Genomic DNA, 23,873 nt, shown 5'->3' with positions numbered 1-23,873 from the left:
CCCACTGACATCGGCGGCTTCGCAACCCCGATGCTTACGGCGACCCGTCCTGCATCCCCGCATCGCCATCGAAAACGCGCTCGGCGGACTCGACGACCAACGCCCGATCCAACCAGGCCGTCAGCTGATCGAGATCCGAGCAGCCGGCAATCCGAGTCCGCACAGCATCGTCAACCGCGAGTCCCCGCCGCTCGAGTATCCGCAGCACGGACCCTGCAAGCCCCTCCGCACGGCCGATGGCCTGATGTTCGTGCGCGAAGTCGCTCTCCCAGTGGTAGTTCTCGATCGCCATGGCCACGAGCTCCTCCCACTCCTTCCGATACCGGGCGGGTACGCACCGGCTGATGTAGTCATGGTAGTGGACACGCCAATCCGGCTCGAGTTTCTGCATTGCCTCGAGTGCCATGCTCAAGACTTTGTGCCGCTCGGCGTCCTCGAGATGCCCGGGGGCGGACAGCAACGCCAACTCCGGCCATTGGTCGGCCTCGGCGACGGTAGTGATGGCAGGCAGCATCCCCGGCCAGTAGGTCCGGGGCCGGAAGACGAAATCGGGGTGGCCTGTCTCCACCGGTGTCGCGACCTTCCGTGCGGTCGGCTCATCAGGGCAGAACGCGAGCAGGACGACCGAACATCCCAGCCGCTGGCGCACATGAGTGACGTATGCAGGCCAGCTGAGCGAGATCCGTTCCAGCTCCGAAGTACCGCACGAGTTCTGAACCTCGTGAATGATCGCGAACTCCGGCTTCTCGGTGTCGGTCCCGATCAAGACGATGTCCAAGTGCAACTCACCAGGTGACAACAGCGTGACCGTTTCCGGCCCCGGACGCCAGCACGGTAGATCCGGCACCGACAAGCCGACCGTGCGAGCGATCCGAGGCGCGACCTCGGCGCGGTTACGCAGCAATTGCAACGGAATCTCGTGGCGGATGGACGGCACTCCGAAACGGTATGACCCGGTTCGAACACGTGTTGCAAATACGCAGAGATGTGCCGTGAACCTCCCGATTTTCTCCGCCGATGGCTTGCCGTGGCGGGCCGCCTGACCGTCCGGCCTCACAGTGGGGCGGTGGGCCACCAGTTGTCGTGCAGGTCTTGGCCGTTCGTGCCGCCATAGACGGTGAGCAGGCAGGGTTTGCGAGTGGCGTCGGTGAAGATGGTGGCGAGTCGGCCCATGGATTGTCCGGTGGACGACGTGAAGTCGCCCCAGGTGAGGGTGCCGCTGCCGGAAGGGCGGGTCCAGGTTTCGGTGTGGTTGGAGGTGGAGGCCGCCTCGGTGAGCTGTGTGGGGTCGACGGCGGTGTGGTCGGAGTAGCAGGCGGCGGCCAGTAGCTCGACGGGGTTTTTGTTTCCGTTGCAGGAAAGGACGTTCAGGCCGGTGACCGGTGCGGTGACATCGATCGGCCGATGGTCTCCATCGCCCACTGCGACGCAGCGGATGCCCTGGTAGCCCGTGGAATCTTGATCGGCCGGCAGGAGTTTCGGGAAGGACTGGGCAATATAGGTGACATTCCCCCATGTCCGGGATGCCCGGATGGTCGTAGCGGGGGAGGTCGTCGCGGCTGCGTTGTGCGAATTGCCTGCTCGCGCATGCCAGACGACCCCGCCGGCCACCAGCACGACCGCCAGGAGGAGGGCGAATGCCGCAATTGCCCGGGGGCGACGCCACCGGCGGGTGGGCGTCGCTTTACCTGGCGAAACACGGTGGTCGGGGTGTGGTGTGGCGACGATCGTCGGCGCCAGACGGTCCGATAGCGGCGCCGTCGAGCGCGGCGGCAGACCGAGCGCCGTGGCGAGGTCGGCCGCGAGGGCGCCACATGAGGAATGGCGATAGTCGGGATGTTTGGCCATCGCGCGGGCGATTACCGCATCGACCGCCGGACGCAGCGCCGGATTGATACTGCTCGCGCGTGGCGGTGGATCCTGGAGATGCGCCGCCATCACCGCGGCGGCGGTGTCGCGGGGGAACGGTTTCGAACCGGTGAGCAGTTCGAACACGGTGCAGCCCAGTGAATAGAGGTCGGCGCGGTGATCGATACCGGTGAGGGTGAGCTGTTCGGGTGCAGCATAGGGGAGGGTGGCGAGCACCGCGCCGGTTTCGGTCAGCGCGGTCGACGCGTCCACCGCTTTCGCGATCCCGAAGTCGGACACCAGCACTCGATCCGAGAAGCCGGGACGCGGCTGGACCAGGATATTGGCGGGTTTGATGTCGCGGTGCAGCAACCCGGCCCGGTGCGCCGCATCCAGACCGTGGGCAGCTTCGGACAGAATGTGCACTACGCGGTGCGGTGGCAGCTCGCTGCGGTGGCGCCGGACGAGCGCGGCCGCGTCGGTGCCGTCCACGAATTGCATTGCGATCCACAGCCGTTCCTCGGTGATGCCGCGGTCGTACACGGTCACGATATTCGGATGGTCCAGGCGGGCCGCGAATTCGGCCTCGCGTTCGAATCGCCGGCGGAACTCGGTGTTCGCACTGAGTTCGGCCGAGAGCACCTTGAGCGCGTCGCGGCGTGGCAGGCGTGGATGGCGGGCCACGAATACGGTGCCCATACCGCCGGCGCCGAGGACGCGCTCGATGAGATATCCGCCGAACACCGTTCCCGGACGTGGTTCAGAGCGGTGCATCGTGCCACCAGTGATCGACGAGATCGGCGCCGGTGGTGTTGCTGCCGCCCCAGATCATGAGCAGGCAGAAGTTCCTTCCCGCATCGTCGAAGCCGACCTGCAGGGAGCCCTGCGGTTTGTTGTCCTCGCCGACCGCGTCGCCCCAGACCATGCGTCCGTTGCCGGAGGGCCGCTGCCATTGCTGATCGCCGGCGTGGGTGACGCTGTCCGGCCAGCCCAGGATGGCGGTGGGTGTGCGGCTGCTGTTGCAGAAAACCATGAGGGTGCCCAGGGGACTGCCGTTTCCGTCGCAGTCGAGGTAGACCGCTTCGGCGGGCCGCGCGTTCACGTCGACGGGCTTCATATCCTTGTCGGCCGCACGGCATCGCAGGCCGTCGTACCCGCTGGTGATCGGTGTGGCGGGCAGCAATCGGGGAAAGGCGTCGATGACGAAGCCATAGTTGCCCCAGGACGCCGCCGCTCCGGTCGCGGTCGTGGTGGTGGCCGGCGCGGCGGTGGTGTTCCCTGATGTGGTGGGAAGGGCGGCGGGGTGCCCGGTCGAGTAGCGGTTCAGTGCAAGGACACCGGTCACTACGAGTCCGGCGACCACCGTCGCGATAGCGAGCGGCAGCATGCGCCGGCGCAGGCCGGGCTGCATCCGGCGGGCGGGCGGTCGATAGATATCGGGTGTGCCGTCCAGGCCCGCTGCTGCCGCTGTGGCGAAGGCGGCGCAGGTTTCATATCGGTCGAGAGGATCCTTGGCCATGGCGCGGGCCAGGACGGTGTCGATCGCTTGCGGCAGTGCGGGATTCAGTGCGCTCGCCCGGGGCGGCGGCTCCGTGAGGTGAGCGTGCATGATCGCGGTGAGATCGGCGCGCGGGAACGGCTTCGACCCGGTGAGCAGTTCGAAGAAGGTACAGCCCAAGGCGTAGATGTCTGCGCGATGATCGACCGTCCCGCCGGTGAGCTGTTCGGGCGCGGCGTAGGCGACGGTCGCCAGGACCGATCCGGTCCGGGTCAAGGCCGTGGAAGATCCTGCGGCCTTGGCGATTCCGAAGTCGGCCACCAGGACCTGGGGCGCGGCCTCGGAGGTGTAGCGCAGTAGCAGGTTCGCCGGTTTCACATCGCGATGCAGGAGCCCGTGACGATGTGCCTCGTCGAGACCGCGGGCGGCCTCGGTCACGATGTGCAGCGCCGGACCGGGCGCCACGCCCGCCGGAGACCGCCGGATCAGCTCTGCCACATCGGATCCGTCCACGAACTGCATGGCCATCCACAGACATCCGCGATCGATGCCGCGGTCGTGCACGGTCACGATATTGGGGTGTTCGAGCCGTGCGGTGATCTCGGCCTCGCGCTGGAAGCGGCGCTGGAACTCCGGATCTGCCGTCAGCGCCTGCGGGAGTACTTTGAGCGCATCGTTACGTGGGAGCCGGGGATGGCGGGCGAGGTAGACGGTACCCATGCCGCCGTGGGCCAGCGCTCGCTCGATGGTGTAGCCGGCGAAAAGCGTTCCGGGGGTGAGTGGTTCGCTCATTCGGTGCTGCCGTTCACGAGCAGCCCGTACGCGGCCGCGGCTTTCTGCCGCATGTTCTGTGGTTCGCGGGCGAGGATGGTGGCTTCGTAGTGGCCGTAGCGGATCCGGCAATAGAATCGGAGTGCCCCGATGCTGCCGGCATCGGTCACCTCCACGCAGCGCAGGTCCGTATCGGGGATGCTCGCCGGTCCGGCCGCCGGGCGGGTATTGCCCTTCGCATCCTTCGCGGTCTGCTGTTCGAAGGCGGTCCGGGCGTCTTTCGCGGTGGCGAAGCGGAGCAGGGCGTCGAGGCCGTTGACGGACATGGCCTCCGGCGCTACCTGATTCGGCGAGGACCAGCCGAGCCACAGCCGGGTCGCGCGTGGCCCGAAGACGACACCCTGTGCTGCCAGGGCGCTGTCCCAGGTGGCGATGACTTGCGCGGGGAGGGTGATGACCCCCGGATACGGCCAGCGGCCGGGCGCGGCCGGCACCATGCGCGCCAGCATGCCGTTCTGGTCGAGGGGCAGGGTGGCCAGCCGGTCGGACGGTGTCGGTGTGAAGTCGTGCAGCCGGCGGATCTGGGCGCCGAAAGCATTGTGCGCCAGCGTCGTCAGTGCGCCCAGGTCGGTGGTGGTGGTACCGGCGAGCACGCTGATCACCGACGTACCGGCGGCGATGGTCGCCGCGAGGCCCGGCACCTCGGGGCGCCAATGGGCATAGGCGGCAGGATAATCCGGGATCGGAACCGCCACATTGTCGGAGCTGACGGCGGCGTCGGTGGCATCGATTTCACGGGCGGCGGACTGCGCGGCGGCGTCATCGGGGAAGCACAGCACCATGACGATGAGGCCGCGGAAGTCGCCGGTGCGCGGATGCTCGCCCAGCGTCCGGTCGGCGCCGCTGACGGACGCGCCGGTGATCATGGCGTATCTGCTCAGCACCGCGCGCACCGGTTCGGCCAGAACGGTCGCGGCGCGCGCGGGCGTGGGCATGAGCGCGAGTCGTTCCGCGCCGATCGGATGGGTCAGCGCGGCATCGGCTTCGGCCGGATCGATCAGCGCCTCGGACAGGCGCACGGCCTCCTCCACCCGTCCGTAGTCGGTGGTGCTCTGTTCCGGTGTCTCGAGCGATCGGACGCTGTAGGCGCCGACGTCCAGGGTGGCCGGGTCCGGATGACGCGGGATCGGCCGTCCCGCGGTGGTACACGCCGCTACGGCGAGCAGGATCAGTATCGGGAGCAGGGTATGTGGCCGAATGCGTTGAGGGGGCATGGGATTCGTCGTTTCCAGGAGAGGTCACAGCGGCGCCTGCGGCCACCAGCGATCGTGAATCTCGGTGCCGTCGGCCGCGCCGGTGACCGAGAGGAAGCAGAAGTTGCGAGCGGGATCCTCGAAGAACACGTCGAGCACGCCCATGGTCTTGCCGGAGAGCACGTCCTGCGACAGGTCGGCCGGGAAGGTGGTGGTGCCCCAGAACATGTGCCCCTTGCCGGACGACCTGGTCCAGGCCGCGTCGCCCTCGGGACGCTCGATGAGCGTCCCGTCCGGCACGATGGCCACCCGGTTCGCATTGCAGGTCACCTTCATCGCATACACCGGATCGCGATCACCGAGACAGTACAGCTGGCCGACGTCGGCGCGCTTGTCGAACGAGACCTGGTCGTTGCCGCGGTACGCATGCGGATAGCAGGTACTCACCTGCTGGTAGCCGATCGTGTAGGGCGAGGGTGGGAGCAGCGCGGGAAACGCCTGCACGATATAGGCGTATTCGCCCCAGTTGGCCGGTTCGACGCTGGTGGTGTTGGGGATACGCGGATCGGCGGCGGAGGTGGCGTGCTCGGGACGCAGACCGACCACCAGCGAAACCGCCACTGCCACCGCGATGATCACGGCACCGGCGACGGCGATGATTCGCCGCCGCCCGTGTAGAGGGGCGGCCCTACTATCTGCGAGTCCGCGATATAACGCTTCCTGCGCCGCCTCCGCGAGCACGCCACAGCTCTGGTACCGAGCGTCGGGGTCCTTCGCCAAGGCGGTAGCGATAACGGCGTCGAAATCGGCCGGCACCGAAGGATTCCCGGCCGAGGGCCGCGGCGGTGGGTCGTGCAGATGGGCGTACATGACCGCCGCGGGATTGTCGCGGGCGAACGGAATGTCGCCGGTGAGCAGCTGATACAGCGTGCAGCCGAGTGCGTAGACATCGGTGCGGTGGTCCACTCGCGTGCCGGCGATCTGTTCGGGAGCGGCACAGGGAAGTGACCCGGTGAATCCGCCCGGCGCGGTATCGGAATCCCCGGCGGCGCGGGCGATTCCGAAGTCGCTGACCAGAACGCGTTCCGCCTCGCCGTCCGGGGTCGCGATGAGGATGTTCGCCGGTTTCACGTCCAGATGCAGCAGCCCCGCGCGATGCACCTCGTCGAGCCCGCGCGCCGCCTCGCTGATGATGCGCACCGCGCGTGCCGCCTCGACCGGGCCGTGCCGGATGAGTTCGGCGACATCGCTACCGGGCACATACTGCATGGCGATCCACAACCGGCCGTCGTATTCGCCCCGGTCGCGCACCGCCACCAGATTCGGATGCTGCAGTCGCGCCGCGATTTCCGCCTCGCGCAGGAACCGTTCCCGGTAAGCGCTGTCGTCGGTGCGGAGTTCGGAGAGCACCTTGAGCGCATCCTGCCTGGGCAACCGCGGATGCCACGCCAGATAAACCGTCCCGGCCGCACCGCTACCGAGCCTGCGCTCGATGCGGTATCCGCCGAATTCGCGCCCCTCGCCGTCGGCCACCAGATCAAACCCCCGTACTGGAATACTCAGCCGCAGTTTACGATACGTTCCAGGTGGAAGGATCTACCTTTTCGATCATCTGGTGCCCCCACTTATGCCGTCTTGGGCAGTGTGACGACCATGGTGAGGCCGCCGCCGGGGGTGTCGTCGGGGGTGATGGTGGCGCCCATGGCTTCTGCGAGGCCGCGGGCCAGGGCCAGGCCCAGGCCTACGCCGTTGCCGTTGTGGCGGTCGCCGAGGCGTTGGAAGGGGAGGAAGACTCGGTCGCGGTCTGCGGGTTCTATGCCGGGGCCGTGGTCTATCACGCGGATTTCGACTACGCCGTCGGTGGTGTCGGCGGCTATGGAGGGTGGGCGTTCTTCGGGGCTGTAGCGCAAGGCGTTTGCGATGAGGTTGACCAGGACTCGTTCCAGCAGGACCGAATCGGCGCGCACCAGGGGTAGGGCGGGGTCGATTCTGGTGTGGACGGTGGCGGTGGCGTCGAGGTCGTCCAGGGCGCGGGGGAGCACCTCCTCGATGCCGAGGTCGTCGAGATGAACGCCCAGGACGCCCGCCTGCAGCCGGCTCATGTCGAGCAGGTTGGTGACGAGACGGTCCAGCCGGGTGAGGGATTCGCCTGCGGCCTCGAGCAGCAGGGCCTGGTCCTCGGGGGAGAAGGTGACGGTTGTGTCCTGCAAGCTGGTCACGGCAGCCATGGCGCCGGCCAGCGGGGTGCGGAGGTCGTGGCCGACTGCGGCGAGCAGGGCGGTGCGCATGCGGTCGGCTTCGGCCAAAGGTGCTACGGCGGCGGCTTGTTCGGATAGGCGTTGCTGTTTCAGGGCCACTGCGGCTTGGACTGCGAAGGCCGCTGCGACGCGCTGGTCGGCGGCTTCGAGGCGGCGGCCGCGGAGGACGAGGGCTAGGCGGTCGTCGGCGGGGACTTCGACGTCGCCGCAGGCGGGGGCGGTGCAGGGTTCGCCGCCGGTGGTGGCGACTATGCGCCATTGGTCGGGGTCGCGGCGTAGGTCGGGGTCGTCGATGCTGTCTTCGTGGCGTTCGAGCAGGGTTACCGCCTGCATGCCGAAGGTTTCGCGTACGCGTTCGAGCAGTGCGGGCAGGGCGGAATCGCCGCGCAGCACGCTGCCGGCGAGGGTGGACAGCGTGTCGGATTCGGCATGGGCTCGTGCGGCCTCGGCGGTGCGGCGGGCGGCCAGTTCGACGGTGGCGCTCACCGCGAAGGCGACCACCACGAAAACGACCAGCGCCAGCAGGTTTCCGCGATCACCTACGGCGAGGCTGTGTCTGGGCGGTATCAGGAAGTAGTCGAGCAATGCGAAGCCGCCGAGTGCGGCGAGCGCGCCCGGGTACAGCCCACCGAGCAGCGCCACGCCGACCACCGCGCCGAACAGCAGCACCACGGTTGCGGCCAAGGGCAACCCGATCACCAGCGCCACGGTCAGCACCGCTGGTAGGCCCACCAGTGCGGCGGCCAGACCCATGAGCCTGCGCCGCATGCTGAGTGCTGGTGGTGTGCGCCAGATCCGGCGGGAAGTGCGGGTGGCCTCGTGCGGTACCAGGTGTACGTCGATGGCATCGGAGCGCACGCTGATGGTCGCGCCCACGCCGGCCGAGAGCCGGGAGGCCAGCGCCCCGCGCCGGCTCGCGCCGAGCACCAGTTGAGTGGCGTTCACCCCGCGTGCGAAATCGAGGATGGCGCTGGGAATGTCGTTGCCGATGACCTGGTGGTAACTGCCGCCGAAGTCCTCGACCAGTTTCCGCTGCCGCGCCAGGTGATCGGGCCCGGCGTCGATGAGCCCGTCGCTGCGGGCCACGTGCACGGCGAGCAGGTCTGCGCCTGTGGTCCTTTCGGCGATACGCGCGGCGCGGCGCAGGATGGTGTCGCCCTCGGGCCCGCCGGTGAGCGCGACCACGATGCGTTCGCGCGTCTCCCAGGTGCGGGTGATGTTGTGCTCGGCGCGGTAGTCGTCGAGTTGGTCGTCGACCTGGTCCGCGACCCACAACAGCGCGAGTTCCCTTAGCGCGGTGAGGTTTCCGGTGCGGAAGTAGTTTCGTAGCGAGGAGTCGATCTTCTCGGGCGGGTACACATTGCCGTGCTCCATCCGGCGGCGCAGCGCCTCGGCGGTCATATCGACGAGTTCGACCTGTTCGGCCGCGCGCACCACGGCATCGGGGACGGTCTCGCGCTGCACGGTGCCGGTGATCCCGGCGATGACGTCGTTCAACGATTCCAGATGCTGGATGTTGAGCGTCGACAGCACCGTGATACCGGCGTCGAGCAGTTCGTCGATGTCCTGCCAGCGCTTGTGGTTACGCGAGCCGGGGACGTTGGTGTGGGCGAGTTCGTCGACCACGACCACGGCGGGGCGGCGTTCCAGGATGGCGTCGATATCCATCTCGGTGAACTCGGAGTCCTTGTAGCGCACGCTGATACGCGGTATGAGCTCCAGTCCGTCGAGCAGGGCCGCGGTGTGTTTGCGCCCGTGCGTCTCGACCAGGCCGAGCACCACATCGGTGCCGCGACTGGCCCTGCGTTGCGCTTCTTCCAGCGCCTTGTATGTTTTGCCGACGCCGGGGGCGGCTCCGAGGTAGATCCGAAGTCGTCCCCGGCCCGGGGGTTTCGTCATCATCGTCCCGAATTGAACGGCCGACCGGGGCGCAGTGGTAATGCTATTGACACACCGCTAGCGCCCCGGCCTGCAATCTTTCCGGAATCCATACGGTCTCTCAGGTTCATCCCAGGATGCCGTCCGCGAGCGGGGCCAGGGAGAGCGCGGGCAGGAAGTTGAGCAGTGCCAGGATGATCGCGGAGCTGGTGGCCAGCACCACGAAGGTGCTGCCCTGGGTGCGCAGCGTGCCCGCGGTCGCCGGGACCGGATGTTGTGCGACCAGTTTGCCCGCCAGCGCAAGCACGAACACCATGGGCAGGTATCGGCCTACCGCCATCCCCACCACCATGGTCAGGTTGTAGAACACCGTATTGCCGCTGAGCCCGCCCATGGACGCGCCATTGCCCATCACATTGCTGGTGTAGGCGAACAGGATCTCGGTGAACCCGTGGGCGCCGGGATTGCCCATGCCGGTGCGGCCCTGGTTGGTGCCGATGGCGATCGCGGACAGCGTCAGGATGGTGGTCGGCGCGACCAGTGCGTACAGCACGACCAGTCGCATTTCGCCGTAGCCGAGGCGCTTGCCGAGGAATTCGGGCGTACGCCCGACCATGAGCCCGCCCAGGAAGACGGCGATGAGCAACACCATGATCAACCCGTAGAGGCCGCTACCGGTGCCGCCGGGCGCGATCTCGCCGAGCATCATGGCCGCCACCAGCACGCCGCCGCCGAGACTGGTGAAGCTGTCGTAGGAGGAGTTGACCGCGCCGTCCGCGGTGGCGGTGGCGCTCACGCCGAACAAGGTGCTGCCGGGGACGCCGATGCGCTGTTCCGTGCCCTCGACGGGACCGCCTACCGCTTGGGAGACGGTGTTGGAGTGGATCTCCTGGGCCAGCACGCCACTGGTGAGCAGCAGGCCGAACAGGATGCCGACCACGATCAGCAGCGTCCAGCTCAGCCGCAGGTTCCCGGCCATGCGGCCGAAGGTGCGCAGGAACGCGGTCGGAATGAGCAGCATGAGAATGGTTTCCACGGCATTGCTCATGGCGTTCGGATTCTCGAACGGATGCGCGCTGCTGGCATTGAAGAAGCCGCCACCGTCGCCGGTCATGATTTTGATCGGTTCCCAGGAACCGACCGGTCCGCCGATAAGGGTCTGCGTGCCGCCGGCAAGTGTGCCCGCATCGTGCGGACCCATCAGGTTCTGCTCCACGCCGAGCAAGATCAGGATCAGGCCGAAGATGATCGCCAGCGGCATCATGATGCGGAAGATGTTGCGCAGCAGATCGACCCAGAAGTTGCCGAGCTCGTCGACCCCGCGTCGTGTCAGGCCGCGCACCAACGCCAGCGCCACACAAATGCCGACCGAGCCGGATGCCACACCCTGCACACCCAGCCCCGCCATGACGGCGAGGTGCCCGGTGGTCGTCTCACCGGCATAGTTCTGCCAGCTGGTATTGGTCACGAAGCTGACCGCCGTATGCAGCGACAGATCCCACTTCATGCCCGAATGCCCGAGCGACAGCGGCAGATGCCCTTGCAGCCAGAACAATCCGAACAGCGCGGCAATACTGATCACCGTGAACGAGGCCAGCGCGAGCAGATACCCGCGCCAATTCTGCTCACTGTCGGGATCGATACCGCACACCCGGTAGATCGCGCGTTCGACGCGCAGATCCCGCCCGCCGTCCAGCGCCCGCGCCATGTAATCGCCGAGCGGGACGTGCAGGATCACCACCACGCCGAGAATGAAAAGTGCTTGCAGCCAACTGAACACGGTCTATGACTCCCGATCGAGCGCGAGGTTGAGTTCCAGCACGTTCACACCGGGTTGCCCGAGGAACCCGAGTGTGCGCCCGGTGGTGTGGGATTCGATCAGCGCATGCACGCGGTCGAGGGGCAGATGCCGCTCACGCGCGATGCGCGGGGCCCGCAGATCCGCGTAGGCGGGGGAGATCTGCGGATCCAGGCCGCTGCCGCTGGCCGTCACGGCATCGGCGGGCACCACCGGGTCACGCGGCGCATCGCCACGGATCGGGACGATCAATGCCGCCGAGTAGTCCTCGCCGGGCTTACCGCATTCCACGGCCACACCGTCATAAGACTGCATGAAAGGGGTTGCGGGGCAACCCTGATCGAGGCTGACCACGCGAGTCACATTGCCGGTCAGGCCATCCGCGCGATAGACACCGAGCACCGCGCCGACCCCGTCGGAGGTGCAGAACGGCCGCGAGCCGTCCACACCTTCCAGATCGCCGACCGCCTTGGACCGGGCGCAGATCTGCGTGAGCAGACTCTGCTTGCCGGACTTGGGGTCCGCCGGATCAGCCAGCGTGTCCACGTCGTTCTCGGGCCCGAGGTTGCTCGCGCCCGAGGCGGTCGGGTCATAGCCGTTGCCCGCAGCGGACGGCCGGCTCTGGAAGTACTTCGGAATGGCATTGCCATTGGAGTCGGTGAACGACTGCCCGATCAGCGCACTGCCGACGAGCTTGCCGTCCCGATACAGCGGCTGCCCGTCCGCGCGATTGCCGACGACCTGCGAAACACCGGTCATGGCAAGCGGATACAGCAGCCCGACGATCACCGTGAGCACCGCGACGACGCGCACGGCGGCCAGATGCTGGGCGAGCCAGAGAGGTAGGCGTGACATGTCAGATTCCCGGAATGAGTGCGACCGCGAGGTCGATGAGCTTGATCGCGAGGAACGGCACCACCACGCCGCCGAGGCCGTACACCCACATATTGCGGGCGAGCAGCGCGTCGGCGCTGGCGGGCCGGTACCGCACGCCGCGCAGGGCGAGCGGGATGAGCGCGACGATGATGATGGCGTTGTAGATGACCGCGGACAGAATGGCCGAGGTCGGGCTGTGCAGCGACATGATGTTGAACGCGCCGAGACCCGGATACACCGCCGCGAAGATGGCGGGCAGGATCGCGAAGTACTTGGCGATGTCATTGGCGATCGAGAAGGTGGTCAGCGCGCCGCGGGTGATGAGCAGTTGCTTGCCGATCTCGACGATCTCCACGATCTTGGTCGGATCCGAGTCGAGGTCGACCATGTTCCCGGCCTCCTTGGCGGCCGAGGTACCGGGCTGCCGCCGTGCTCGCGTACCCATCGCATGACGGCCGCGGCCGCGCCCTTGCGAATCCGCCGGTCGTCGATGTCGACGCCCGACATGCGGGTCTGCGCACTGAAATCCACCCATTCGGCGCGGGTGATCTCGCCGGGCTCGCGTTCGCGCAGATTGTGGGCGACCTTGGCGTGCACCACGATGGACCGGCCTTCGGGCGTCTCGTCGGCGAGGCTGGCGAGCTGCGCCGCCTCGGCGAGTTCTGCGGCGGAAACGCCTGCGACCGGGACGAATTCGCTGGCCTGACGATTGCCGAAGGTGATGGTGCCGGTCTTGTCGAGCAGCAGAGTGTGCACATCACCGGCGGCCTCCACGGCGCGGCCGGACATGGCGAGAACGTTGCGCTGCACCATGCGATCCATGCCCGCGATCCCGATGGCCGACAGCAGCGCGCCGATGGTGGTGGGAATCAGGCACACCAGCAGCGACACCAGCACCACCACCGCCACGCCCTGACCGGTGACGGCGAGGGTGTCGTGCGCGGCGGGCATGACGGTCTTGGAGAAGATCGTCATGGGCTGCAGCGTGATGGTGGCGACCAGGAAGATGAAGGTCAGCGCCAGCAGTAAGAGGTTGAGCGCCAGCTCGTTCGGCGTCTTCTGCCGCTTCGCGCCCTCGACGAGCAGAATCATCCGATCGAGGAAGCTCTCACCCGGTTCCTGGGTGATCTCGACCAGAATCCGGTCCGACAGCACGGTCGTCCCGCCGGTCACCGAGCAGCGATCGCCGCCGGATTCCCGGATGACGGGCGCGGATTCGCCGGTAATGGCGGATTCGTCCACGCTGGCCACACCCTCGACCACATCGCCGTCGCCCGGAATCAGCTCACCCGCAACGACTCTGACGAGATCACCGCGGTGCAGCCCCGCGGTCGCCACCTCCTCGACAGTCACCGCGTCGAGACTCCGCCCTTCCTGCCAGTCGGTGACCCGATAGGCGAGGGTCTGCTGCCGAGTCCGGCGCAGCGTATCGGCCTGGGCCCGCCCGCGACTCTCCGCCACCGCCTCGGCCAGATTGCCGAAAAGCACGGTGAGCCACAGCCACCCGGCGATCAGCCACGCGAACAGCGACGGCTGCAGGATCGCCATGACCGTGGTGAGCACCGCCCCGATCTCGGTCACGAACATCACCGGATTGCGCCACAACGTGCGCGGATCCAGCTTCCGCACGGCCTCCGGCAGCGCGGTCACCAACTGGCGGGGCCGCAGGATCCCGGCGGACACCCGATGCGGGCGGGAATCGGCCACGTCCACATGCTCCGGCCTGCGAAGCGTCTGGACGGCCATCAGAACTTCTCCGAATACCGAATGGCGATGAGCAGATACACGGGCCGAATTGAACGCCCGCTGAGGACCTCCCGGCACCGCCGTTGACGCTCTGCCCCCGGCTCGAGCCGCAATACTTCCGGCTTCTAGACGGCTCGGCGCCGGCCCCCGAAATCCGCTGGCCCGGAGCGCCGGCTCGTGTGAGGATCGGACCTCATGCCGATCACGACCGACGATCGCCTGGCGATCCACGAACTCCTCGCCCTGCACGGTCATCTCAGCGACGCCGGCGACTTCGCCCGCATGGACGAGATCTTCATCGACGACATCGCCTACGACCTCACCGAATTCGGCGCCGGCACCGTCCACGGCCGCGACGCCCTCCGCGATATGGCCCTCGACACCGCCGACCGCCAGCCCCTGGCCCACCACGTCACCAATATCGTCGTCACCCCCGTCGACGCAGGCACCGTCACCACCCTCTCCAAGGGCTTGGCCGTGAACCTCGACGGCACCATCGCCAGCGTCACCTACGCCGACACCCTCCACCGCACCCCGGCAGGCTGGCGCATCACCCACCGCAAGGTGATCCCTCGCCGCAAGCCCCTCACTCCGTAAACGTACGGTGCGGAGAACAGGCTCTTCATGGCGAGATACGCTCTGCTGTAGACGATTCCGGGGATAGGGGTCGGTTCTGCGCTTTTCAAGCACGCACGCTCGGCGTGTCAGGATGGGGTGTATGACTCCGGTTCCAGAAGGTCGAGCGATTGCCGCTGATGCGGCCCGCGCGTACGACTATGACAGCATCGCCGAGGGATATACGGCCGAGAACGAGACCGGTCTTTTGAACGCGTATTACGAACGGCCCGCAATGTTGGAGCTTGCGGGTGAAGTGGCGGGCCGGCGCATACTCGATGCCGGGTGCGGGGCGGGCCCGTTGTCCGCCGCGCTGCGCGAGCGGGGGGCCGTCGTGACCGGGATCGATGCGAGTGCCGGGATGCTGGAGTTGGCGCGGCGGCGGCTCGGCTCCGATGCGGACTTGCGAGTCGCCGACCTGGCCGATCCACTGCCGTTCCCCGACAACACATTCGACGATATTGTCGCCTCGCTGGTGCTGCATTACTTGGAAGACTGGGGGCCGACCCTCGCCGAGTTGCGTCGCGTGCTGGTTCCTGGCGGCCGGCTGATCGCGTCGGTCGAGCACCCCTTCGCCATTTGGCTAGCCGAGCGGTCGGCTGGTGAAAAGACCGACTACTTCAAGACCCGCAATCGGACCGAAAAGTGGAACATGGGTGGTCAGACCGCTCAGCTGACCTTCTGGGATCGGCCGCTGCACGCGATGACCGACGCCTTCACCGCGGCTGGGTTCCGCATCAACACGATCAGCGAACCGCCCCCGGCCCCAGCCGCTCGTGATCTGTTCCCCGACGAATTCCGTGAAGTAGCAGGCACAAGCTTTCTGGCCTTCCTGTTCTTCGTCCTGCAAACCGACTGACTTCCGCGGTTTGCCGAGGGGCGTTGACGGTGGGTGTCGGCGCGAATTAGGTTCGGCTCATGCCGGTCGACGAGGACAGTAGCGGTTACCGCTGGAGTGGAGCGCCCGCTGACCAGCTGCGGCGCGAGATGGCCGACGCATTGGAAGCCTTCTCGCGCCGGGCCGTTGATCCTGATGGCCGTAAGCCTGCCGCAGTGCTGATCGCGATAGTCGATCGTGATGGGGAACAGGGTATTTGGCTGACCGAGCGGTCCTCGGGATTGCGCGCCCACGCCGGGCAGCTGGCCTTGCCGGGCGGGAAGCTCGATCCGGGGGAGGACGCGGAAGCAGCGGCATTGCGTGAGCTGGACGAGGAGCTGGGCATCGCGGTGCCCCGCTCGAGCGTGCTCGGGCTGCTCGACGACTATCCGACCAGGTCCGGTTACGTGATGACTCCGGTCGTGGCCTGGCTCGGTCGGTCGCCCGAGCCTGCCCCGAATCCTGCCGAAGTGGCTGAGGTGCACTGGATTCCACTCGCGGATGTCGACGTCGAACCGCTTTTCGTGCCTGTCCCAGGTTCCGATCGGCCTGCCATCCAGCTTCCGCTACTGGGCGGGCACCTGCACGCTCCGACCGCCGCGATCCTCTATCAATTCCGGGAAGTGGCTCTACGCCACCGATCCACCCGCGTCGATCACTGGGACCAGCCCCGTTTCGCTTGGGAGTGAGTACGGATGACGCAGAAGGCTTATACGAAGTTCCCCACGAATCTCTTGACCGAGCGACTCCGGCTGCGGACCTGGCTTCCCTCGGATGCGGAGGATCATCATTCGCTGTGGGTCGAGCGAGATGTGCGAGCGCTCCGCAGGATCGACGCGGCCGGACATCCGACAGTCGAGGACCTGCGTGGCTGGGCGGTGGCCCGACCTCTCGGTGCCGAACCGGGCCTCGGCCTGCTTCCCATCGAGCTGCGGGAGAGTGGCGAGTTCATCGGCTATTGCGGGCTGATCGTCGGTCAGGGGTCCTACGACGAACCGGAGATCGCGTACGAGCTCGCTCAGCGGGCGCACGGGCATGGGTACGCCACCGAAGCAGGCCGGGCTGTGGTCGAGGCGGCGGCACGGACGGGCCGGCGGCGATTGTGGGCGACGGTGCGGGAGTGGAACACTGCCTCGTTCCGGGTGCTGGAGAAACTCGGCTTCTATGACAGCGGACGTGTCACCCCGGATGCCGACCGCGGTGACTCGATCTGGATGACGTGCGAACTCGATCCGCCGTCGACGTAGAGACTGCGCTAGACAACCCGGCGCACATACAACTGCTGAGTAGCCCGAGCAACCAGAATTCCTTGACCGGAGACGATTTCGGTGGTGTGCGTGGTGATCGACTTACCGCCATTGCTCGTGGTGTCCCGGATCGCCGCAACCTGATCGGCCGGAAGAAACATCGAGGCAGTCACCAGTTCCCGTCCCGGAGTGATGAAGTCGATGCTCGCGGCGCTCGTCCACGCGCGATACCCGCTCCCGAGCTGGCCACGCGCCATGATCGCGAAGAACGGATCCGTCATCGCGCTGGGCAACTCGCAACCGACGTGCACGCGCTCGCCCAGCATCTGAACGGCAAGTTCGCCGCGGCGCATCCGGAATTCGTCTGGTTCGACTGGATGGCCCTCGGACCGAAGGACCAGCTCGCCGAACAGCTGATCGCCGGCAAGGAATCCGCCTTCTACGGCTCGTTCTACCAGGCGGCCAAAGGCGGCGCGATCGACAAGGCCGAAAGCGATGCCTACATCGCCGCCTACAGCAAGCCCGGCCGCACCCACGCCGGCTTGGAGTACTACCGCCAGAAGCCGATCGGCGACAAGGCCATCGACGCCATGATCGCCAAGGACGGCAAGCTCACCGTCCCGATCCTGGCCCTCGGCGGTGAGGACAGCATGGGCGCGTCCGTGGGCACCATGATGTCCCGGGTGGCCGCCAATGTCACCGCCGACGTAGTCCCCGGCGCCGACCACTGGGTCCTCGACGAAAACCACGACTACGTCCTGGCCAGCCTCCGGAAACTGCTCACCCGATAACCCCACACCCGATCCGGGCCGCCGGCGGCACCGGCCGCGACCGGTCGGAACCATAGAGGGCTATCGATGCGGCCGCGCGGAAGACCGATGGCTCGAATGGTTTTCGGTCGTCGATCTTCCGTCGCAGGCAACTCGCTCAGGCGTTGGAAGCGATCTTCCAGAGGTGGCCGTCCGGATCGGCGATGTACCCGAAGTACCCACCCCACTTGGCCGCGGCCGCAGGTTTGACGATCGCGCCACCGGCGTCGACCGCGGCGGTGATCACAGCGTCCACCTGCTCGGCGGTATCGGTGATGTGATGGAAGGACACGCCACGGAAGCCGCTGCCCTCCGGCGAGACTCCGGCATCGGCGGCGGCCGCTGCGACGGGGTAGATGCCGAGGCCGGAACCACCGGCCAACTCGAATGAGGCGAAGTGCGGGTGGTCCTGCCCGAGCCGGGCACCCAGCCCGAGGTAGAACTTCTTGGACCGTTCCATATCCTCGACGGCGAGCATGATGGTTGTCACCTGGAAAGCCATTGTCTTCTCATTTCGTATCGTTGTCGGGCTTCACTCTCTCGACCGTCCGGCCCGGCGAAACGTGACAGGCAGCTGCCAGATCTGCATTGTCGTATCCCGAAACAGCGCGACCCGCGCTGTCCGGGTGGACAGCGCGGGTCGTCGAAAGGCCAACGGGCCTAGGTGATCTCGCCTGAAGCTCAGAGGCTGGTGGACACCGTGGCGAATTCGCCGGCGCTTGCCAGGGCGCTGTCTTCCTCGACCTCGTGCTGGGTCAGGCGGCGTCCGCTCTTGCCGAGGCCGAATCCGGCCAGCAGTGCCGCCACCGCGAAGAAGGCTGCGCCCGTGAGGAACGCTATGCGGTACGCGCCTTCGGCCGGCAGGGCGACGACCGCACCGTTGGGCAGGGCGTGGGCGAGGGTGTCGCTGGTGAGGATCGTGACCACCAGAGCGCTGCCGATGGCGCCGCCCACGGTTCGCATGATCGAGTTGATCGAGTTGGCGATGCCGGTCTCGTGCGGCGCCACATTGGCGACGAGCAGTGCGGGCATGGCCGCGTAGGCGATGGCGATCGCGGCATTGCCGATGATCAGTGCGATGACAACTTCGGTGCTGTTGGCGTGCAGCAGTGCCAGGGCGGTCAGGGCGCACAGGCCGATGACGCTGGCGAGCAGCAGCACGAAACGCGGGCCGATCCGCCCGACCAGACGGCCGGCGATCGGGCCCATCAGCACCGAGGCGATGGCGCCCGGCAGCATGAAGGCCACGCTGGTGCGCAGCACCGAGGCGTCGAATCCGAAGCCGGCCAGTGCCCGCGGCGTCGCCACGAAGTAGGTCGCGCCGAGGAACACGCTGAACATCGCGAAACCGACGCAGAAGCTGGCGAGGTTGGTCACCGCGACCGGGCGATGCGCCAGCAGCGAGGTCGCCACCAGCGGCTCCTTCAGCTTGGACTGCAGCAGCAGGAATCCGGCCAGCACGACGGCCGAGGCCACGAACAGTCCGATCACCTTCGCGCTGCCCCAACCCCATTCGTGCCCTTGGGAAATCGGCAGCAGCAAGCAGACCAGGCCGAGGCCGAGCACCGCGGCGCCCACGTAATCGACCCGTCCACCCTGGCCCGCGCGCCGCGGCAGGATGGCGAACGCCAGTACCAGCACCAGCGCGGTCAGCACCACGCACAGCCAGAAGATGCGACGGTAGTCCGCGCCACCCTGCGTCAGCAGACCGGTCGCCACCAGGGCGACACCGCTGCCCACACCCAGGGTGGAGGCGGTGACGGCCAGCGCGCCGGTGAGGCGCTCGACCGGAAGTTCGTGGCGCAGCACGCTGATGGCCAGCGGGAACAGGCCGAAGCTGGCGCCTTGCAGGGCCCGGCCGACGATCAGCAGATCGATGCTGTGCGCCGAGGCGGCGATCAGGCTGCCCGCCAGCGTCACCACCAGCGTCGCCAATATGACGGGCTTGTGGCCGTACACGTCGCCCAGTCGCCCGAGCAGCGGCGTGAACGCCGAAGCGGCCAGCATGGTCGCGGTGGTCACCCATCCGACGGTCGTCGCCGAGACTCCGAGCTGCAGGCCGATCTGCGGCAGTGCGGGCACGGGCAGCGTCTGAGCCATTGCCAGAAGAAACACGGTGCTGGCCATGGTCAGCACGATCGCGGTCGGCGAGGAGGTACGCCGACTCCCAAGCGAGGAGGTCATTAGCAGGACCCTACGCTGGAATCGACATAGTGTCGATTATGATAGACGCCACGTCCACTACGGGAATGGAAATCGCTCTATGGTGTGGTCATGGTGCAAAAAGGTGTACGCAAGGTGAACCAGACCCGCGACACGACAGAGGGAATCCGCCGCCGCGGCACCATGTCCAAAGGTGATCAGCGCGAAGCCCAGATCCTCGACGCGACCCGCACCCTGCTGACCGAGAAGTCGATGGCGACCCTGACCGTCGACGACATCACCAATGCGACCGGCATCTCACGCACGAGCTTCTACTTCTACTTCCCCTCCAAACAAGCGGTGCTGGCCCGCCTGATGGAAGACGTGAGCGACCGCTACGCCGAAACCCACGTCTGGCTTCCCTCCACCGGCCAGCAGCGCGAACTTCTGCACACCCAGCTCGCCGGTGCGGCCGAGATCTGGCACTACAACAGCACGATCCTGGCGTGTTCCCTGGAGGGCTACGACAGCACCTACCCGCCGCTGACGGAGTTCATCGCCAGCATCCAAACCCGTTTCACCAGCGCCCTCGCCGCCAAGATCGATCGCGACCGTGCCGCGGGCCTGGCCCCCGAAGGCATCGATTCGGCGACCCTCGCCGACCTCATCACCCTGATGCGCGACGGCCGCCTCTCTCAACTCTCCGCGGCATCCAATGGTGATGTGGCACAAGGCATCAACGATCTCGCCGAGGCGATACTGCGCCTCATCTACGGTCGCCTGGACTGATGTCGCCCGCTGCATCCTGGGACATCGCTCAGCCCGTACGAGCCGGGCGGATGGCCGGTGTGAGCATGGCAGGATTCCGCCAACGGAATTCGGGTTCGATCGAGGAGCGGGTGGTCCCGCATCCTGCCGTCACTGTGATTCTCGAATTCGGCGATAGTTCGCTGGTGGTCGACGATGCGGCGGGGCGGATCGAGCGGGGAAGTCTCGCCGCCGGGCTCGGAGCGGGCGCAGTTCGGTTGCGCGGGAGCAACATCGGGTGCGTGGAGGTGCGGTTGTCTCCCGTGATCGCGCCCGCTGTGCTGGGTGCCCGTCCGGCGGAGCTGAATCCTATGGTCGCCCTTGATGATCTGTGGGGCCGAGATGCGGAACGGCTCCGGGAGCAACTGGGCGCCGCCGCTTCGTGGGGCGAGCGATTCACCTTGACGGAGGCGTTTCTCGCCCGTCGGCGCACGGCGGGACCTCCGATGGATCCCGAAGTGGCCTGGGCCTGGCAGAGAATCACGCGCAGCCGTGGTCGGCTCCGGGTCGAGGATCTGGCGGTCGAGATCGGCTGGAGCCGGAAACGGTTGTGGGGCAGGTTCCGGTCGCAGGTGGGCCTTGCGCCCAAGCGTGCGACGAAACTGGTGCGCTTCGATCACGCAGCCCACTGCCTGGCCGCAGGCCGAAGCCCGGCGCGGGTCTCCGCGGAGTGCGGCTACGTCGACCAATCCCATCTGCACCGGGATGTACTGGCGTTCAGCGGCGCGACTCCGGTGACGCTCACGCGCCACCGGGGATTCGCAGCGACCCATACCGCGTTTTCCCGTGCGGGAACATTCGTACAAGATCTGCAACCATAGCGACGGTCAGAGTAAGGGCATGTGCTCTTACGTGTCCGGTGCGAATGTGTTGGTAACAGGGGCAACCGGCGGAATCGGGCAGGTGCTCGCGGCGGAGCTCGCCGCGCGCGGCGGCCGGATGACTCTCACCGGCCGCCGGATCGACCTGCTCGAGCCGCTGGCCGAAAAGCTGGGCGGCCGAGCCATTCCCGCCGACCTGACCGACCCGGAGGCGATCGAGAAACTCCTGAACGAGGCAGGCGAAATCGACGTGCTCGTAGCCAACGCGGCGCTCCCGGCCACAGGCCTGCTGACCGACTACTCCATCGACGAGATCGACCGCGCCCTCGACGTCAACCTCCGCGCGCCGATCATCATGGCAAAGCTCACCGCCGAACGGATGGCCGCCCGCCGCCGAGGTCACTTGGTCTTCATCTCCTCGCTGTCCGGAAAAGCCGCCTCCGCACAGGCATCCCTGTACAACGCAACCAAGTTCGGCCTACGAGGTTTCGCTCTCGCACTCCGCGAGGACATGCGGCCACACAACGTGGGCGTCTCCACCGTGTTCCCCGGCTGCATCACCGACGCCGGAATGTTCGCCGACTCCGGCGCGACACTGCCGCCAGGCGTCGGCACCCGCTCCCCGCAAGACGTCGCCCGAGCCACCATCCGAGCCATCGAGAACAACCTCGCCGAGATCGACGTCGCCCCACTCGGTTTACGCCTGGCGACCCTGGCCGGCGGGATCGCCCCCACCATGTCGGCCGCTGTCCAACGCCGCATGGGCATGGAGAAGGTCACCGCACAGCTCGCGGCAGGCCAGCGCTTCAAGCGCTGACAGTGCCGACCCGGTTCGCCGGCTGAGGCGTGACCGGTTCGCCGAAGGGGGGCGAGCCGGTCAATGCCCCATCCCCAGCCCGCCATCGACAGGAATGACGGCGCCGGAGATATAACTGGACTCATCAGACGCGAGAAAGCTTATGGCAGCGGCAACTTCGTCAGAATGACCGATGCGTCCCATCGGAATGGCCTCGGGCGCAAGGTCGCGGTACTTCTCATCGAGCGCGCGAGTCATATCGGTATCGATGAACCCAGGCGCAACCACATTGGCAGTGATCGAGCGTGACCCGAGCTCCCTGGTGATCGACCGCGCAAGCCCGATCAACCCAGCCTTCGACGCGCCGTAATTGGCCTGCCCCGGCGTCCCGAGCATCCCCACCGCCGACCCGAGAAAGATCAGCGGGTGCTGTGGGTTGGCGGGCCGGACCCTGACGTTCGGTTTGCGCCGGCTGATGGGGTCATGGTTCCGCTTCATGTGGCGTGGGTTGTGGGGTGGATTGCGTTCCTGGCGTGGATGATTGCCTCCGGGGTGCTGATTCCCTTGGTGGCTGGGGTGCCGATGGTGTGTGGCGGTGCTTACCCGATTGTCGGCAAGCTATTCCTCAAAGGGCGGGTCAGGCGGCGGACCGTCTACGCCGTCACTGACGGGCGCGCGTTGATTGCCGAGGGGGACTCGGACCTTGCGTGAGGTGCCGTTGCGCAGCTTGCCGATGTCGATTCGGTACCGGCGCGATGGGCGGCATGTCAGTGTGGCTATCGGGGAGTGCGGACGGTCGTGGATGGCTTCTGACGAAATCACTGCGGGGAAACGGTCACCGGTGTTCGTGTTCTATGACGTCGCCGATGCTGATGGGCTGCTTGCGGCGCTCAATAACGGATGAGGGAGGACATGACTTCCGGTAGGCGTGAGGGGGATACGTGGGATGCGGCGTCTGGGGTGGGGGCGACTGCGACTATGGCTGCGGCGGTGCGGGCGGTGGCGAGTCGGGGGGAGGGGCGGCTGATTGATGATCGGTTTGCCGAGGCACTTGTGCGGGCGGTCGGTATTGAATTCCTCACTCGGCTGGCGAGTGGCGAGGTGGCCGATACCGTCGAGCAGCTATGGATCGATATGGCTGTGGTGCGCACCAAGTTTTATGACGAGTTCTTCCTTGACGCCACGAACGCGGGTATCCGGCAAGCCGTGATTCTGGCTTCGGGGTTGGATTCTCGCGCGTATCGGTTGCCTTGGGCGGCAGGGACTGTCGTGTATGAGGTTGATCAGCCGGAGGTTGTGGAGTTCAAGACGCGCACGTTGGCCGAGCTGGGGGCGGCGCCTACCGCTGAGCGGCGCGTGGCTGCGGTCGATCTGCGTGATGATTGGCCCGAGGTGCTGCGTAGGGCTGGGTTCGATCCGGGGCGGGCGACCGCGTGGAGTGCTGAAGGGCTGTTGGGATATTTGCCGCCTGAGGCACAGGATGAGTTGTTGGACAACATCACCGAACTCAGCGCGCCGGGGAGTCGGGTGGCTACCGAGAGCAGGCCCAATCCGCAACCGGGCGATGAGGGCAGGACGAAGGAAGGGCTGGACCGCATCTCGGAACAATGGAGTGCGCACGGTTACGCACCGGATATGGCGCGGCTGCGCTATTTCGGTGAGCGTAACGAGGCGGGGCCGTATCTGAGCGAACGTGGCTGGGTGCTGGATGGGGTCAGCGTTCGGGATCTGTTCGCTGCCAATGGGTTTACGTCTCTGAAGGGCGATGAGATGCGGATGGGCGACATGCTCTACGTCAGCGGCGCTCTCGGTGAGGCCGCTAAGTAGAAGCGG

The 23,873-nt window shown here is 66.9% G+C and carries 20 protein-coding genes and 2 pseudogenes; 9 read left to right on the top strand and 13 right to left on the bottom strand.

Annotated features, from left to right (window positions below; genetic code table 11):
• Window positions 1–34: 34 nt before the first annotated feature.
• The 9 genes and pseudogenes from ACH438_RS13345 to ACH438_RS13305 all read right to left on the bottom strand — a co-directional run bounded on the left by ACH438_RS13345 (window position 35) and on the right by ACH438_RS13305 (window position 13,926).
• Window positions 35–937, bottom strand: a complete 903-nt coding sequence (locus ACH438_RS13345) for a hypothetical protein (protein WP_397004630.1) — start codon at window positions 935–937, stop codon at window positions 35–37.
• A 116-nt stretch (window positions 938–1,053) separates the two neighbouring features.
• The gene (locus tag ACH438_RS13340) at window positions 1,054–2,622 is read right to left on the bottom strand and encodes a serine/threonine-protein kinase (RefSeq protein ID WP_397004628.1); all 1,569 of its coding nucleotides are present in this window, start codon (window positions 2,620–2,622) and stop codon (window positions 1,054–1,056) included.
• Window positions 2,609–4,138, bottom strand: a complete 1,530-nt coding sequence (locus tag ACH438_RS13335) for a serine/threonine-protein kinase (protein ID WP_397004626.1) — start codon at window positions 4,136–4,138, stop codon at window positions 2,609–2,611. The genes ACH438_RS13340 and ACH438_RS13335 overlap by 14 nt, the downstream gene beginning before the upstream one ends.
• A complete protein-coding gene (locus ACH438_RS13330) occupies window positions 4,135–5,391 on the bottom strand; it encodes a hypothetical protein (RefSeq protein WP_397004624.1) in 1,257 nt (418 codons plus the stop codon). The genes ACH438_RS13335 and ACH438_RS13330 overlap by 4 nt, the downstream gene beginning before the upstream one ends.
• A 24-nt stretch (window positions 5,392–5,415) precedes the next feature.
• Window positions 5,416–6,903 carry a serine/threonine-protein kinase gene (locus ACH438_RS13325; RefSeq protein ID WP_397004622.1) on the bottom strand — a complete coding sequence of 496 codons (1,488 nt, stop codon included), beginning with the start codon at window positions 6,901–6,903 and terminating at the stop codon, window positions 5,416–5,418.
• Window positions 6,904–6,995: 92 nt separating this feature from the next.
• Window positions 6,996–9,530: an ATP-binding protein gene (locus ACH438_RS13320; protein ID WP_397004620.1), complete on the bottom strand. Its 2,535-nt coding sequence runs from the start codon at window positions 9,528–9,530 to the stop codon at window positions 6,996–6,998.
• Between the two features lie 103 nt (window positions 9,531–9,633).
• Window positions 9,634–11,286, bottom strand: coding sequence for a potassium-transporting ATPase subunit KdpA (gene kdpA / locus ACH438_RS13315; RefSeq protein ID WP_397004618.1), 1,653 nt, complete (start codon window positions 11,284–11,286; stop codon window positions 9,634–9,636).
• A 3-nt stretch (window positions 11,287–11,289) separates the two neighbouring features.
• Complete coding sequence (locus ACH438_RS13310) at window positions 11,290–12,159, bottom strand: potassium-transporting ATPase subunit C (RefSeq protein ID WP_397004616.1); 870 nt, start codon at window positions 12,157–12,159, stop codon at window positions 11,290–11,292.
• Window position 12,160: 1 nt separating this feature from the next.
• A pseudogene (locus tag ACH438_RS13305) lies at window positions 12,161–13,926 on the bottom strand (HAD-IC family P-type ATPase).
• A gap of 195 nt (window positions 13,927–14,121) precedes the next feature.
• Here ACH438_RS13305 and ACH438_RS13300 point away from each other — a divergent pair.
• From ACH438_RS13300 to ACH438_RS13285, 4 genes are all read left to right on the top strand, one after another.
• Entirely contained in the window at window positions 14,122–14,523 is a 402-nt protein-coding gene (locus ACH438_RS13300; RefSeq protein ID WP_397004614.1) for a nuclear transport factor 2 family protein, read from the top strand.
• Window positions 14,524–14,635: 112 nt separating this feature from the next.
• Window positions 14,636–15,400: a class I SAM-dependent methyltransferase gene (locus ACH438_RS13295; RefSeq protein ID WP_397004612.1), complete on the top strand. Its 765-nt coding sequence runs from the start codon at window positions 14,636–14,638 to the stop codon at window positions 15,398–15,400.
• Window positions 15,401–15,459: 59 nt separating this feature from the next.
• The gene (locus ACH438_RS13290) at window positions 15,460–16,107 is read left to right on the top strand and encodes an NUDIX hydrolase (RefSeq protein ID WP_397004610.1); all 648 of its coding nucleotides are present in this window, start codon (window positions 15,460–15,462) and stop codon (window positions 16,105–16,107) included.
• Between the two features lie 6 nt (window positions 16,108–16,113).
• Window positions 16,114–16,665 (top strand): GNAT family N-acetyltransferase, encoded by a 552-nt coding sequence (locus ACH438_RS13285; protein ID WP_397004608.1) that lies wholly within the window; start codon window positions 16,114–16,116, stop codon window positions 16,663–16,665.
• 8 nt (window positions 16,666–16,673) lie between these two features.
• Here the strand turns inward: ACH438_RS13285 and ACH438_RS13280 are convergent, their stop codons facing one another.
• Complete coding sequence (locus ACH438_RS13280) at window positions 16,674–16,946, bottom strand: hypothetical protein (RefSeq protein WP_397004606.1); 273 nt, start codon at window positions 16,944–16,946, stop codon at window positions 16,674–16,676.
• A 24-nt stretch (window positions 16,947–16,970) separates the two neighbouring features.
• Here ACH438_RS13280 and ACH438_RS13275 point away from each other — a divergent pair, with 24 nt between their 5' ends.
• The gene (locus ACH438_RS13275) at window positions 16,971–17,456 is read left to right on the top strand and encodes an alpha/beta fold hydrolase (RefSeq protein ID WP_397004604.1); all 486 of its coding nucleotides are present in this window, start codon (window positions 16,971–16,973) and stop codon (window positions 17,454–17,456) included.
• A 136-nt stretch (window positions 17,457–17,592) separates the two neighbouring features.
• Here ACH438_RS13275 and ACH438_RS13270 read toward each other — a convergent pair whose 3' ends face one another.
• Together ACH438_RS13270 and ACH438_RS13265 are read right to left on the bottom strand one after the other, a co-directional pair.
• Window positions 17,593–17,976 carry a VOC family protein gene (locus ACH438_RS13270; RefSeq protein ID WP_397004602.1) on the bottom strand — a complete coding sequence of 128 codons (384 nt, stop codon included), beginning with the start codon at window positions 17,974–17,976 and terminating at the stop codon, window positions 17,593–17,595.
• A gap of 179 nt (window positions 17,977–18,155) precedes the next feature.
• Window positions 18,156–19,658: an MFS transporter gene (locus tag ACH438_RS13265; protein ID WP_397004600.1), complete on the bottom strand. Its 1,503-nt coding sequence runs from the start codon at window positions 19,656–19,658 to the stop codon at window positions 18,156–18,158.
• A 90-nt stretch (window positions 19,659–19,748) separates the two neighbouring features.
• On the opposite strand from ACH438_RS13265, the gene ACH438_RS13260 reads away from it, so the two are divergent.
• From ACH438_RS13260 to ACH438_RS13250, 3 genes are read left to right on the top strand one after another with little or no spacing between them, the layout of a single operon-like run.
• Window positions 19,749–20,405 (top strand): TetR/AcrR family transcriptional regulator, encoded by a 657-nt coding sequence (locus ACH438_RS13260; protein WP_397004598.1) that lies wholly within the window; start codon window positions 19,749–19,751, stop codon window positions 20,403–20,405.
• Complete coding sequence (locus ACH438_RS13255; protein WP_397004596.1) at window positions 20,405–21,244, top strand: helix-turn-helix domain-containing protein; 840 nt, start codon at window positions 20,405–20,407, stop codon at window positions 21,242–21,244. The genes ACH438_RS13260 and ACH438_RS13255 overlap by 1 nt, the downstream gene beginning before the upstream one ends.
• Window positions 21,245–21,290: 46 nt before the next feature.
• Window positions 21,291–22,061 (top strand): SDR family NAD(P)-dependent oxidoreductase, encoded by a 771-nt coding sequence (locus ACH438_RS13250; RefSeq protein WP_397004594.1) that lies wholly within the window; start codon window positions 21,291–21,293, stop codon window positions 22,059–22,061.
• Between the two features lie 60 nt (window positions 22,062–22,121).
• Here the strand turns inward: ACH438_RS13250 and ACH438_RS13245 are convergent.
• Window positions 22,122–22,463, bottom strand: a pseudogene (locus ACH438_RS13245) (SDR family oxidoreductase); the annotation flags it as partial.
• Window positions 22,464–22,952: 489 nt separating this feature from the next.
• Between ACH438_RS13245 and ACH438_RS13240 the strand changes: the two are divergent.
• Window positions 22,953–23,867: a class I SAM-dependent methyltransferase gene (locus ACH438_RS13240; protein WP_397004592.1), complete on the top strand. Its 915-nt coding sequence runs from the start codon at window positions 22,953–22,955 to the stop codon at window positions 23,865–23,867.
• The last annotated feature ends 6 nt before the right edge of the window (window positions 23,868–23,873 follow it).

The organism is Nocardia sp. NPDC020380 (genome assembly GCF_044386975.1).
Taxonomy (GTDB): Bacteria; Actinomycetota; Actinomycetes; order Mycobacteriales; family Mycobacteriaceae; genus Nocardia.
The sequence above is the reverse complement of the archived record's forward strand: the minus strand, read 5'-3'. Positions and strand labels throughout refer to the sequence as shown.